Consider the following 13,825-nt stretch of genomic DNA (forward strand, 5'->3'; position numbering starts at 1 on the left):
GTAGCCATGCACGAACAATATCAGCCCCGTGAAATCGAAGCCGCCGCCCAGTCGTTCTGGGACGAGCAAAAGTCCTTTGAAGTCAGTGAACAGCCAGGCAAGGAGACTTACTACTGCCTGTCGATGTTCCCTTACCCCAGCGGCAAGCTACACATGGGGCACGTGCGCAACTACACCATCGGCGACGTGATCTCCCGCTACCAGCGCATGCAAGGCAAGAACGTCCTGCAGCCCATGGGTTGGGACGCCTTCGGCATGCCGGCGGAAAACGCCGCGATGAAGAACAACGTAGCGCCCGCCAAGTGGACCTACGAAAACATCGCCTACATGAAAAGCCAGCTGCGCAGCCTGGGCCTGGCGGTGGACTGGTCGCGCGAAGTGACCACCTGCAAGCCCGATTACTACCGCTGGGAACAATGGCTGTTCACCCGCCTGTTCGAAAAAGGTGTGATTTACAAAAAAAGCGGCACCGTGAACTGGGACCCGATCGACCAGACCGTCCTGGCCAACGAGCAAGTGATCGACGGTCGCGGCTGGCGTTCCGGCGCGCTGATCGAAAAGCGCGAAATCCCGATGTACTACTTCAAGATCACCGCCTACGCGGATGAGCTGCTGGAGAGCCTCGACGACCTGCCGGGCTGGCCTGAACAGGTCAAGACCATGCAGCGCAACTGGATCGGCAAATCCCGCGGCATGGAAGTGCAGTTCCCGTACAACGTCGATTCCATCGGCGAAGCGGGCACGCTGAAAGTCTTCACCACCCGTCCGGACACTCTCATGGGAGCGACCTACGTCGCCGTGGCCGCCGAACACCACCTCGCCACCCTCGCTGCACAGAACAATCCTGAGCTGCAAGCGTTCATCGCAGAATGCAAGGGCGGCAGCGTGGCTGAAGCCGACGTCGCCACCCAGGAGAAAAAAGGCCTGCCGACCGGCCTGTTCGTCGAGCACCCGCTGACTGGCGAAAAACTGCCGGTATGGGTCGCCAACTATGTGCTGATGCACTACGGCGATGGCGCCGTGATGGCAGTTCCGGCCCACGACGAGCGCGATTTCGAGTTCGCCCACAAGTACAACCTGCCGGTTAAATCGGTCGTGCGCACCAGTTCCGGTGACAGCAACCCGGCGCCATGGCAAGACGCCTACGGCGAGTACGGCACGCTGATCAATTCCGGCGAGTTCGATGGCCTCGACTTCGCGGGTGCCTTCGACGCCATCGAAGTGGCGCTGATCAAGAAAGAACTGGGCGCCTCGCGCACCCAGTTCCGCCTGCGCGACTGGGGCATCAGCCGTCAGCGCTACTGGGGCTGCCCGATCCCGATCATCCACTGCACCACCTGCGGTGATGTGCCGGTACCGGAAGATCAATTGCCGGTCGTACTGCCGGAAGACGTGGTGCCGGACGGCGCCGGCTCGCCACTGGCGCGCATGCCTGAGTTCTACGAGTGCAACTGCCCTAAATGTGGCCAGCCTGCCAAGCGTGAAACCGACACCATGGACACCTTCGTCGAGTCGTCGTGGTATTACGCCCGCTACGCCTCGCCGCACTTTGAAGGCGGCCTCGTGGAAAAATCCGCAGCCGACCACTGGCTGCCGGTGGATCAGTACATCGGCGGTATCGAACACGCGATCCTGCACCTGCTTTACGCACGCTTCTTCCACAAGCTGATGCGTGACGAAGGCCTGGTGAGCTCCAACGAGCCGTTCAAGAACCTGCTGACCCAGGGCATGGTGATCGCCGAGACTTACTATCGTCGCGAAGCCAATGGCGCTTACACCTGGTTCAACCCGGCGGACGTCGAGCTTGAGCGTGACAGCAAGGCCAAGGTTATCAGCGCCAAATTGAAAGCTGACGGCTTGCCGGTGGAAATCGGCGGCACCGAGAAGATGGCCAAGTCGAAGAACAACGGTGTCGACCCACAGTCGATGATCGACCAGTTCGGTGCAGACACTTGCCGCCTGTTCATGATGTTCGCCTCGCCGCCTGACATGAGCGCGGAATGGTCTGACTCCGGCGTGGAAGGTTCGCACCGTTTCCTCAAGCGTGTCTGGCGTCTGGCTCAAGCCCACGTCACCCAGGGCCTGCCGGGCAAACTGGACGTCGCCATCCTGAATGACGAGCAGAAAGCCGTTCGTCGCTCGATCCACCTGGCCATCAAGCAGGCCAGCCAGGACGTCGGCCAGAGCCACAAATTCAACACCGCCATCGCCCAGGTGATGACGCTGATGAACGTGCTGGAAAAAGCCGCGCAAGGCACCGGGCAGGATCGCGCACTGATTCACGAAGGTCTGGAAACCGTGACTCTGCTGCTGGCTCCGATCACGCCGCATATCAGCCACGAACTGTGGAATCAACTGGGTCACGCTGATCCTGTGATCGACGCCGGTTGGCCGGTGCAGGACGACAGCGCACTGGTGCAGGACAGCCTGACGCTCGTCATCCAGGTCAACGGCAAGCTGCGTGGCCAGATCGAAATGCCCGCCAGCGCCAGTCGCGAGGAAGTCGAAGCCGCCGCCCGCGCCAACGACAACGTCCTGCGCTTCGTCGACGGTCTGACCATCCGTAAAGTGATCGTAGTGCCCGGGAAACTGGTCAATATCGTCGCCAGCTAATTGGATCGGGCGCCAGGTGAGCCTGGCGCCGAGTAAAACCTTTCGGGCCGCTTGATCGGCCCACATGGTTTCAAGGGGAGCAACAAGATGATCAAACGCAATCTGCTGGTGATGGGCCTCGCGGTTCTGTTGAGCGCCTGCGGTTTCCAGCTGCGCGGCACCGGCACCGACGAACTGGCGATCAAGGAACTCGACCTGAGCGCCCGTAACGCTTACGGCCCAACCGTGACCCAATTGCGTCAGGTACTGGAGGGCAGCGGCGTCAAGGTCTACAACGGCGCACCTTACAAACTGGTGCTGACCGATGAGCAGGAAAGCCAACGCATCCTCAGCTACGCAGGTGCCGGTCGTGCTGGCGAGTACCAGGTGACCACCGTATTGAACTACGACATCCGTGGTCGCGGTGACCTGCCACTTATGAGCGACAAGCTTGAAGTGCAGAAAATCTACATGCACGACGGCAACAACCTGGTGGGTTCCGACCAGGAAGCCGCAACGGCCCGGACAGAAGCCCGCCGCGAGCTGGTTCAGCGCATGATGCTGCGCCTGCAACAACTGAGCCCAGGTCAACTGGATCAGCTGCAGCAGACGGCTGAAGCCAGGGCCAAGGCTGATGCCGCAGCACTGGAAGCGGCAAAGAAGGCTGAAGCGGATACCCCGCGTCAGTCGCCTGTCGAACTGCCGCAGCAGTAAGACTTACGGGGCGCTCAGGCGCCCCGTTCGCCCTCTCTTATGAAACTCGCCCCCGCCCAACTCGCCAAACACCTGCAAGGTGCCCTTGCGCCGGTCTACATCATCAGCGGCGATGACCCGTTGTTGTGCCAGGAGGCGGCCGACGCTGTTCGCGCCGCCGCCCGTCAGCAGGGATTCGATGAACGCCAGGTGTTTGCCGCCGACGCCAGTTTCGACTGGGGGACGCTGCTGCAAGCCGGTGCCAGCATGTCGCTGTTCGCCGAAAAGCGCCTGCTGGAACTGCGCTTGCCTTCCGGTAAACCCGGCGACAAAGGTGCCGCCGCGCTGATCGAGTACTGCTCGCGCCCGGCTGACGACACCGTACTGCTGATCAGCCTGCCGAAACTCGATGGCAGTGCGCAGAAAACCAAGTGGGGCAAAGCGCTGGTCGAAGGACAGCAGACCCAGTTCGTGCAGATCTGGCCAGTCGATGTCGCCCAGTTGCCAAGCTGGATCCGCCAACGCCTGTCCCAGGCCGGGCTTTCCGCCAGCCAGGACGCCGTTGAGCTGATCGCGGCGCGGGTCGAGGGCAATTTGCTGGCCGCCGCCCAGGAAATCGAAAAGCTCAAACTGATGGCCGAAGGGGGTCAGATCACCGTTGAAACCGTGCAGGCGGCGGTGGCCGACAGTGCGCGCTTCGACGTCTTTGGCCTGACCGATGCGGTGCTCAATGGTGAAGCGGCCCATGCGTTGCGCATGCTCGAAGGCTTGCGCGGTGAAGGCGTCGAGCCGCCGGTGATTCTCTGGGCCCTGGCCCGGGAGTTGCGCCTGCTGGCCAACATTTCGCTGCAATACAGCCAGGGCACGCCCCTGGACAAGGCCTTCAGCCAGGCCAAACCTCCGGTCTGGGACAAGCGCAAACCGTTGATGAGCAAAGCCCTGCAACGCTATTCGGCCCAACGCTGGGCGCAGCTTTTGCTCGAAGCACAGCGTATCGACGCACAGATCAAGGGCCAGGCTGCGGGTTCGCCGTGGATGAGCTTGAGCCGGTTGACGTTATTGATGGCTGGGCAAAAATTGACGTTGCCTGCCGAGTGAGATCAAGAGATCTTTCTTCCTACAAAATCCACATCCATCGCCCCTATAGACAGAACCTGTACTTCGGCCGATGATTTGCCCCGCAAAAACCACTCACTTGCGAGAAATCATCATGAGCAAAAAGCCATCGAAGCATGGCCCCAACAAGGCCAAATCCATCATTGCCCGGCCATTGTTCCGCAGCCGCCAGGAACGCCCCACCAAGGGCAAAGGCAGCTACCGCCGCGAAGCCTTCCAGTCTGACAGCTGGGAGGCTTCTTACTTTCTGGCGGCCTGAAAGGCAAGCATCCGCTCAACATGTTAAGGTCTGCACCTGATCCATATTCCCTGGACCCGTGCATGCCCTTTTGTCTTTCCCGTCGTTGGCACTTGCGCCAATTGATTGCTGCCTCCAGCCTCGTTTTGCTAGTCGCCTGCGCGGAAAAACCCACCGCCGCCGACGCCCAGCCGCTTCAGACCCTCCCTGTCGCCACCGCCCCGGCGGTTATTCCGCCTGTGGTTCCGAACGGTGAGAACCTCGACATCCAACCCACCCAGACCTTCGCTGAATGGCAGGCGGGTTTCCGCAAGGATGCCTTGGCCGCCGGTATCCGCGCCGATCTGTTTGATCGCGCTTTCGCCGATGTCAGCTTCGACCCCAGTGTGATTCGTGCCGATCGCAGCCAACCGGAATTCGCAAAACCGGTGTGGGAATACCTCGACGGCGCCTTGTCGCCACTGCGGGTACGCAAAGGCCAGTCGCTGGTCAACCAGTACGCCGACATCCTGCAAAGCATCGAGCAGCGTTACGGCGTTGATCGTCAGGCGCTGGTGGCCGTGTGGGGCATGGAAAGCAACTTTGGCCAATTCCAGGGCAGCAAGTCGGTGATCAACTCGCTGGCGACCCTGGCCTACGAAGGCCGTCGCCCCGGTTTCGCCCACGCACAATTGATTGCCGCCCTGCAAATCCTGCAACAAGGCGATATCGAACCCGAGAAGATGCTCGGATCCTGGGCCGGTGCCATGGGCCAGACCCAGTTCATCCCGACCACCTACAACACCCATGCCGTGGACTTCGATGGCGACGGACGCCGCGATATCTGGGGCAGCTCGGCTGATGCCCTGGCCTCGACCGCGCATTACCTGCAAAGCTCAGGCTGGCAGAGAGGCCAGCCGTGGGGCTTCGAAGTGCAGTTGCCAGGCGGGTTCAATTACGTGCTGGCCGATGGCACGACTCGCAAGAGCGTCGCCGAATGGCGCCAACTGGGTGTTACGCTGCCCAACGGCAGCCAGGTCCCGGCCGGCTCCGAGCAATTGTCCGCGGCCCTGCTGCTGCCGGCCGGTTACCGTGGACCGGCGTTCCTGGTGCTCGATAACTTCCGGGCGATCCTCAAGTACAACAACTCGTCCTCCTACGCCTTGGGGGTGAGCCTGTTGTCCGAACGCTTCAATGGCGCGGGACTGATCAGCGGCACGTGGCCAAAGGATGACCTGCCACTGAGCCGTACCGAGCGGATCGAGCTGCAAAACCTGCTGAGCACACAAAACTACGATGCCGGCACTGCCGACGGAATCATTGGCGCCAACACGCGCAAGGCGATCCGCAGCGCCCAACAGTCGTTTGGCTGGCCGGCGGATGGGTACCCGACGCACAAATTGCTGGAAGGATTGCGTAACCGATAGTTTGTCGTATGGCGAATACCGCCATCGCGAGCAGGCTCGCTCCCACAGGTTCAAAGGTGATCACGCCACTTGCGTACACCTCAAACTTTGTAGGAGCGAGCCTGCTCGCGATGACTGCCTGACAGGCGAAAAATATCTAGCGCCTGGTAACCACATCCTGTTCCAACAGCAACTCCTTGTTCCCCGCATCCAGCCGCACCAACGCCCCCATCGGCAACGTCAGGTTCGGGTTGCAATGCCCACTGCGCCAGCCGGACAGCACCGGAATCGGCAATGGCTCGAACGTCTGCTTGAGCAAGCGCTCCAGCGCGACCACCTCAACTCCCGCGATGTCCCCCACCAGCACCCCACGCAGCTTGTGCAGGGTTCCCGCAAGACGCAGATGGGTCAGCAACCGGTCGATGCGATACAGCGGCTCGTTGATATCTTCGATGAACAGAATGACGCCCTCGGCATCGATCTGGTAGGGCGTACCCATCGTCGCGGCAATCATCGACAGGTTGCCACCGAGCAGGCGCCCATGAGCGACACCCGGTACGATCGTTGTCAACGGGCGGCCAATCGGATGCGTGAGCACGCTACCGGCCCTGCATTGCCCACGGAGCATGTTAAAAAAAGAGGATTCGGTAGGTGGCAGCCGCTCACCCAGCAGATCGGCGTTGAGCAGCGGGCCATGGAAGGTCACAAAACCCGCATAACGGCTGATCGCCAAATGCAACGCGGTGATGTCGCTGTAGCCGATGAATGGCTTGGCGTGGTGGCGCAGCAACTGGAAATCGACGCGATCAAGCAACCGAGGCGTGCCGTATCCGCCGCGCAGGCAAATGATGGCATCGACCTCCGGGTCGGTGAACGCGGCGTGCAGGTCATTGAGTCGTACATCGTCGCTGCCGGCGAGGTAGCCATCCTTCTCGAACACCCCGGGAAATATCCGCAGCGAGTAACCACGTGCGCGCATCCAGGCTATGGCCTTGCCGGTGTCCAGCGCAGCAGGGCCGGCAGGCGCGATCACGGCGATCAACCCTTGCATCGGCAACGCCGGTACAGGCGTGTGAGGCATGAGCGTGGGGTCAGGTCTTGCGGTCATCCATGGATCTCCCAGCGTAGAAGCGTCAAGCACACATTAGTCAGGAACGGCGACAAACAGAAGGGGATCAATCGTCCCGTCGTTCGCAGGAAAGGGCCGAAATCACTGTCAGACGGGCAAAAAAAGCCCGCAAGGCCGATTAAACCTTGCGGGCACTTTTCACAGCGCAGAATCAGGACGACATCAGCTCGGCCTTGACCAGCTTGGCCTGCTCGTCAGCGTGATACGAAGAGCGTACCAACGGACCGGACGCCACGTTCTTGAAGCCCATCTTGTAGCCTTCCTCGGCGAACCAGGCGAAGGTGTCCGGGTGCACGAAGCGCTGCACCGGCAAGTGGCTGCGGGACGGTTGCAGGTACTGGCCGAGGGTCAGCATGTCGATGTCGTGTTCGCGCATGCGCTTCATGACTTCGATGACTTCTTCGTCGGTCTCGCCCAGGCCCAGCATCAGACCGGACTTGGTCGGAATGTGCGGCATCATCTGCTTGAAACGTTGCAGCAGGGTCAGCGACCACTGGTAGTCCGAGCCCGGACGCGCGGCCTTGTACAGGCGCGGCACGGTTTCCAGGTTGTGGTTGAACACATCCGGTGGCTCGGCAGCGGTGATTTGCAGCGCGATGTCCATGCGGCCACGGTAGTCCGGGACCAGGGTTTCGAGCTGCACATTCGGCGACAGTTTGCGGATTTCGCGGATGCAGTCGGCAAAGTGCTGGGCACCGCCGTCACGCAGGTCATCACGGTCCACCGAGGTGATCACCACGTACTTGAGTTTCAGGTCGGCGATGGCGATGGCCAGGCTTTCCGGCTCGTTGACGTCCAGTGGCTTCGGACGGCCGTGGCCGACGTCGCAGAACGGGCAACGACGGGTGCAGATGTCACCCATGATCATGAAGGTCGCGGTGCCGCCGGAGAAGCACTCGCCCAGGTTCGGGCAGGACGCCTCTTCGCACACGCTGTGCAGCTTGTGTTTGCGCAGCAGGGCCTTGATGCGGTCGACTTCCGGTGAAACCGGGATGCGGACACGAATCCAGTCCGGCTTTTTCGGCAATTCCGTAGTCGGGATGATCTTCACCGGGATGCGTGCAACCTTTTCGGCGCCGCGCAGCTTGACGCCGGCTTCTACCTTGGGACGCGGGGCCGGGCGCTCGGTGACATCGAGCGTCGGGATCATGGTTTGCACTGCATCAGTAGTCATATCAGTCGATTCCGCCCGTCAGGGTCGTCTGCTCAGCATAGTCGAGGTGTTTGACGAGCTGCGCGCGCAGCCGGGCACTTACCTCGGCAAATTCAATCGATCCTGCGTGATCGCTCAGCTGGGTCATCGCCAGCCCGGCATAGCCGCAGGGATTAATCCGTCGAAACGGTTCCAGGTTCATGTCCACGTTCAGGGCCAGGCCATGAAAGGAGCAGCCATGGCGGATCCGCAGACCCAGCGAGGCGATTTTCGCCCCGTCGACGTAGACACCCGGTGCATCGGGTTTGGCCACGGCGGTTACGCCGTAACTGGCCAGCAGCTCGATCAGGCACTGCTCCATCCGGGTGACCAGATCGCGCACACCAAACCCGAGCTTGCGCACGTCCAGCAGCAGATAAGCCACCAACTGGCCAGGCCCATGGTAGGTCACCTGGCCACCACGATCGACCTGCACTACCGGAATATCACCGGGGAGCAGCAAATGTTCGGCCTTGCCCGCCTGGCCCTGGGTGAACACCGGTGGATGCTCTACCAGCCAGATCTCGTCGGCGGCATCGCTGCCGCGTTCGTTGGTGAAGCGTTGCATGGCATGCCAGACCGGCTCGTAAGCCATCTGGCCGAGCTCGCGAAAGCCCAGCGCGCCAGACATCACAGCACCATGTGCACGAAACCGGTGGCCCGCAGTTCGCTGTTGATGTTGTACAGCTGGTCCTGGTCGGTCGCGACGATGTGCAACTGAATGGTGGTGTATTTGCCGTTGCTGCTCTGGCGTTCGTCAACACGCTCATCGTTGATCTTGGCGTGTTTCTCGACGATCTTGATGATCTTGTCCTTGTTGCCCACACCGGTATCGCTGATTACCTTAACGGGATAGTCAGTGACCGGGAATTCGATCTTTGGCGCCTTTACTTCGGTATCGGTCATGGCGTAACGGCCTCGTAAGCGTAAGCCGTGGCGACGGGCATGGCTGCGCGCCAGATCAACGCGGAGCCATGCAGGTGCACACTAAATTCAGTTGAACAAGCCGTAGAAGAATAGACGGATGCTATCCCACATGCGGCGGAAGATACCACCTTCCTCGACAGCGTCCAGAGCGATCAGATCAGCGCTGTGCACGACCTTGTCGTCCAGTTTCACTTCGACTTTACCGATCACGTCGCCCTTGGCGATTGGCGCGACCAGCTGCGGGTTCATGGTCATGCTGGCAGCGAGCTTTTTCAGCTGGCCTTTGGGCAGGGTCATGGTCAGGTCTTCAGCCAGGCCAGCCTTGACCTGGTTCGTGGAGCCCTTCCAGACTGGAGCCTGAGCCAGCTCGGCGCCCTTCTGATAGAAGGTCTGGGTTTCGAAGAAGCGGAAACCGTAGGTCAGCAGCTTCTGGGTTTCTGCGGCACGAGCCACTTCGCTGTTGGTGCCGAACACCACGGCGATCAGGCGCATGCCATCACGTACGGCCGAAGACACCATGCAGTAGCCGGCTTCGTCGGTGTGGCCGGTTTTCAGGCCATCGACGGTCTTGTCGCGCCACAGCAGCAGGTTACGGTTCGGTTGCTTGATGCCGTTCCAGAAGAACTCTTTCTGCGAGTAGATCGCGTAGTGAGCCGGGTCTTCGTGGATGATCGCGCGGGCCAGCACAGCCATGTCGTGAGCCGACGAATAGTGCTCAGGGTTTGGCAAGCCGGTCGGGTTCATGAAGTGGGTGTTGGTCATGCCCAGGTCGGCGACGGTCTTGTTCATCAGGTCGGCGAAAGCGTCTTCGCTGCCGGCGATGTGCTCGGAGAGCGCGACGCTGGCGTCGTTGCCCGACTGGATGATGATGCCGTGCAGCAGGTCGCTGACAGTGACCTGCGAACCGACCTTGATGAACATCCGCGAACCGCCGGTACGCCAGGCGTTTTCGCTGACGGTCACCGGATCGTTTTCGCCGATCTGGCCGCGACGGATTTCCAGGGTCGCGATGTACGCGGTCATCAGCTTGGTCAGGCTGGCCGGCGGCAGACGCTGATCACCATTGTTCTCGACCAGCACGTTGCCGCTGCTGGCATCCATGAGCACGTAGGCCTTGGCAGCCAGTTGCGGTGGCGACGGCATCATCTCGACCGCGAAGGCGGCTGGAGAGAGGAGCAGCGGGACTAGAAGGCACAGGCGTTTGGCAAAGGTGGTGATGTTCATCCGTCTCTCGAAATCGCTAATGGAAACTGCCCGAAGGCAAAATTTAATCAGATGACTTTCTAACGAGTCATCGCGTGTTCAGTTGCTCACTCCAGCCACCCTTTGCCGGGCTTTTGTTCTTCGACGAGCCAACAACCTGGTTCATCCCCCAAAACTGCAGACGAACCGTCAATCAAGTTCTACGTTTTACTCAGTCACAACACTTGGCGAACCGAGATTGGCCAGGCGCACACTGTTCTGCACCTGCTGGATTTCACCCGGCGATCCGATCGGGCCCAGGCGAACCCGATGCAGGGTCTGCTGATTGCGCACGATCGAGCTGATGAACACCGGAGCGCTCACCATCCCGCTGAGCTTCGATCTCAGGAGTTCTGCAGCGTCCGGGTTGGCGAACGCGCCCACCTGCAGATACTGGCCAGAGGCTGGTGCAGAAGCGTTTTTTTTTGCGTCAGCAAGTTGTACGGGCACAACGGCTGCGGCGTGTTGCTGCGGCGGTGGTGTCCATTGCTCGACGGTGCCGGCCGAGGCCGTGATCACCGGGGCGCTATTCTGCGCGACTTGCGGCTCGTTGAGCATTAAAGGCGCCGGACGGCCCTTGGCGGCCCACCACTGTTGTGGATCGATGCCCTCGACCTTGACCCGCGCGGTACCGGTCTCGGCATAACCGAGTTTCTTGGCGGCCGCGTATGACAGGTCGATGATCCGGTCCGAGTAGAACGGCCCACGATCGTTGACGCGCAGGATCACGCTCTTGTTGTTGTCCAGGTTGGTCACCCGAACGTAACTCGGCAGCGGTAAGGTCTTGTGTGCGGCACTCATGCCGTACAGGTCATAGACTTCGCCGTTGGCGGTGTTCTGACCATGGAACTTGGTGCCATACCAGGACGCCGTACCCGACTGCACGTACGTCTTGGATTCTTGCAACGGAAAATAGGTTTTGCCCAGTACCGAGTACGGGCTGGCCTTGTACGGGCCGGTATGCAGGGTCGGCGTGGCGTCCGGGATGCGCGACACATCGACATCCCACCATGGCGCGCCATCCTTGTGGGCACGGTTGATGTCCAGCCCCGGCGTCGAGCGCACGGCGGTGGTGGACTTCTGGGCTGGCGCGCGGCTGGTCGAACAACTGGCGACCAGCACAGCCAACGCGGCGAATGCCATCAACTTCAGGGGTTTATTGATAGGCAATGCCCGCATTACTTGACGCCCCGTGCTTGGACCAGCTGTTCAGACAGTTGATGTACGGCCATGGCGTACATCACGCTGCGGTTATAACGCGTGATCGCGTAAAAATTCTTCAGGCCCATCCAGTACTCGGAGCCATTGTCGCCTTCCAGGCGGAAAGCGGTAACCGGCATATCATCGCGCAGCGCATCATGACTTGACCACCCCAGGGCTCGCAACTCCCCGACGGTTTTCGTTGGTTCGATTCCTGCGGTCAAACCCTCGTCGACCTGATCGCCACGGACATCGGCACGGCTGACCACCGGTTCGCCGGCGCCCCAGCCATGACGCTTGAAGTAACTGGCGACACTACCAATGGCATCGTCGGGGTTGGTCCAGATGTTGATATGGCCATCACCGTCGAAATCCACCGCATAGGCGCGGAAACTGCTCGGCATGAATTGCGGCAACCCCATTGCGCCGGCGTAAGAGCCTTTGAGCGTCAACGGATCGACCTGCTCTTCGCGGGCCAGCAGCAGGAACTCACGCAATTCCTTGCGGAAAAACTCGGCACGGGGAGGATAGTCGAAACCCAGGGTCGACAAGGCATCGATCACCCGGAAATTTCCGGTATTACGGCCGAAAAAGGTTTCAACGCCGATGATCGAGACTATCACCTGGGCCGGAACGCCGTATTCCTGCTCGGCACGGGCCAACACCGCTTCGTGCTGACGCCAGAAATCCACACCCCGGGCTATGCGCGCATCGGTGATGAACATCGGGCGATATTCGCTCCACTGCTTGACCCGTTCGGCGGGTTTCGAAATGGCGTCCAGAATCGACTGCTTGCGCTCGGCTTCGCGGAACACGCCCATCAATTGTTCACCGGCGAAACCATAGTCGCGGGTCATTTCACCGACGAATTCGGCCACCTGGGGTGAGCCTTCGTAGTCGCCGGCCAACGCTTCCTGCACGGTGCCAAGGATGCTTACCAGGCCGACCCATGGCGCATACCGAGTCACCCAGCCACGCATTACTTGCATTGAAAGTTTCACCTTATTCAAACCTGTGCGATCCACTTGCGATGGGTATGGATCGACATCAAAACCCCAAACGCTGACAGCAGCGTCACCAGCGAAGTTCCTCCGTAGCTAATGAACGGCAACGGCACCCCCACCACCGGCAACAGGCCACTGACCATACCGATGTTGACGAAAACATAAACAAAAAACGTCATGGTCAGGCTGCCCGCGAGCAACTTGCCGAACAATGTCTGCGCCTGGGCGGTAATCACCAGTCCGCGGCCGATCAACAGCAGGTAGATCAGCAACAGCGCGCAGATCCCCACCAGGCCGAATTCTTCACCCATTACTGCAATGATGAAGTCGGTGTGGCTTTCCGGCAGGAAGTCCAGGTGCGACTGGGTGCCCAGCAACCAGCCCTTGCCGAACACACCGCCGGAACCGATGGCGGCCTTGGACTGGATGATGTTCCAGCCCGTACCAAGCGGATCGCTCTCCGGATCGAGGAACGTCAGAATTCGCTGCTTCTGGTAGTCGTGCATGATGAAGAACCACATGGCAACCGCCACGGGCACGGCGGCGGCCAGTACGCCGAGGATCCAGCGCCAGCGCAAGCCACCCATGAACAATACGAAAGCGCCGCCGGCCAGGATCAGCAGCGAAGTGCCGAGGTCCGGTTGACGCACGATCAGAATGAACGGCACGCCGATCAGCATCAGGCTGACGCCCACATGCTTGAGCTGGGGCGGCAAGGTGCGTTTGGACAAGTACCAGGCGATCGTCGCCGGCATCAGGATTTTCATGAATTCCGAGGGCTGGAAGCGGATCACCCCGGGAATGTTGATCCAGCGGGTGGCGCCCATGGCGTTGTGGCCCATGATGTCCACCACCAGCAACAGCATTACCCCGACCACGTAGCCCAGCGGCACCCAGCGCGCCATGAAGCGCGGCTCGAACTGGGCGATGACGATCATCGACACCAGGCCGATGCCGAACGAAGTGGCTTGCTTGCCCAGCAGATCCCAGCTTTTGCCACTGGCCGAATACAGCACGAACAGGCTGCCGGCGGCGAGAGTCAGCAGCAGGATCAACAATGGGCCGTCGATGTGCAGGCGTTGCAGCAGCGTCGCACGGCGACGCATC

At 60.7% G+C, this 13,825-nt stretch carries 13 protein-coding genes; 5 read left to right on the forward strand and 8 right to left on the reverse strand.

The annotated features are described in order from the left end of the window. The first annotated feature begins 6 nt into the window (after positions 1–6). The 5 genes from leuS (at position 7) to AC1DRN_RS01585 (ending at position 6,045) form a co-directional block, all read left to right on the forward strand. Positions 7–2,613 (forward strand): leucine--tRNA ligase, encoded by a 2,607-nt coding sequence (gene leuS / locus AC1DRN_RS01565; RefSeq protein ID WP_223460920.1) that lies wholly within the window; start codon positions 7–9, stop codon positions 2,611–2,613. An 87-nt stretch (positions 2,614–2,700) separates the two neighbouring features. Further along, positions 2,701–3,306, forward strand: coding sequence for an LPS-assembly lipoprotein LptE (locus AC1DRN_RS01570; protein ID WP_223460918.1), 606 nt, complete (start codon positions 2,701–2,703; stop codon positions 3,304–3,306). A 39-nt stretch (positions 3,307–3,345) separates the two neighbouring features. Beyond that, a complete protein-coding gene (gene holA, locus AC1DRN_RS01575) occupies positions 3,346–4,383 on the forward strand; it encodes a DNA polymerase III subunit delta (RefSeq protein ID WP_223460916.1) in 1,038 nt (345 codons plus the stop codon). Positions 4,384–4,495: 112 nt separating this feature from the next. Next, on the forward strand, positions 4,496–4,660 hold the full coding sequence (arfA, locus tag AC1DRN_RS01580) for an alternative ribosome rescue factor ArfA (protein WP_223460913.1): 165 nt from the start codon (positions 4,496–4,498) through the stop codon (positions 4,658–4,660). Positions 4,661–4,722: 62 nt separating this feature from the next. Beyond that, positions 4,723–6,045 (forward strand): lytic murein transglycosylase, encoded by a 1,323-nt coding sequence (locus AC1DRN_RS01585; RefSeq protein ID WP_223460911.1) that lies wholly within the window; start codon positions 4,723–4,725, stop codon positions 6,043–6,045. Between the two features lie 136 nt (positions 6,046–6,181). Here AC1DRN_RS01585 and AC1DRN_RS01590 read toward each other — a convergent pair whose 3' ends face one another. The 8 genes from AC1DRN_RS01590 to rodA form a co-directional block, all read right to left on the reverse strand. Then, entirely contained in the window at positions 6,182–7,132 is a 951-nt protein-coding gene (locus AC1DRN_RS01590) for a S66 peptidase family protein (RefSeq protein WP_223460909.1), read from the reverse strand. 172 nt (positions 7,133–7,304) lie between these two features. Further along, positions 7,305–8,303 (reverse strand): lipoyl synthase, encoded by a 999-nt coding sequence (gene lipA, locus AC1DRN_RS01595; protein ID WP_160385797.1) that lies wholly within the window; start codon positions 8,301–8,303, stop codon positions 7,305–7,307. Positions 8,304–8,328: 25 nt separating this feature from the next. Continuing rightward, a complete protein-coding gene (gene lipB, locus AC1DRN_RS01600) occupies positions 8,329–8,976 on the reverse strand; it encodes a lipoyl(octanoyl) transferase LipB (RefSeq protein WP_223460907.1) in 648 nt (215 codons plus the stop codon). Beyond that, complete coding sequence (locus AC1DRN_RS01605; protein WP_007990615.1) at positions 8,976–9,251, reverse strand: DUF493 domain-containing protein; 276 nt, start codon at positions 9,249–9,251, stop codon at positions 8,976–8,978. The genes lipB and AC1DRN_RS01605 overlap by 1 nt, the downstream gene beginning before the upstream one ends. An 87-nt stretch (positions 9,252–9,338) precedes the next feature. Then, positions 9,339–10,496, reverse strand: a complete 1,158-nt coding sequence (locus AC1DRN_RS01610; protein ID WP_223460905.1) for a D-alanyl-D-alanine carboxypeptidase family protein — start codon at positions 10,494–10,496, stop codon at positions 9,339–9,341. 186 nt (positions 10,497–10,682) lie between these two features. Beyond that, positions 10,683–11,693 (reverse strand): septal ring lytic transglycosylase RlpA family protein, encoded by a 1,011-nt coding sequence (locus AC1DRN_RS01615; protein WP_223460903.1) that lies wholly within the window; start codon positions 11,691–11,693, stop codon positions 10,683–10,685. Continuing rightward, positions 11,693–12,703, reverse strand: coding sequence for a lytic murein transglycosylase B (gene mltB / locus AC1DRN_RS01620; protein ID WP_223460901.1), 1,011 nt, complete (start codon positions 12,701–12,703; stop codon positions 11,693–11,695). The genes AC1DRN_RS01615 and mltB overlap by 1 nt, the downstream gene beginning before the upstream one ends. 17 nt (positions 12,704–12,720) lie before the next feature. Further along, on the reverse strand, positions 12,721–13,824 hold the full coding sequence (gene rodA, locus AC1DRN_RS01625) for a rod shape-determining protein RodA (protein WP_108216488.1): 1,104 nt from the start codon (positions 13,822–13,824) through the stop codon (positions 12,721–12,723). Position 13,825 lies beyond the last annotated feature (1 nt).

Source organism: Pseudomonas sp. P5_B3 (assembly GCF_056400405.1).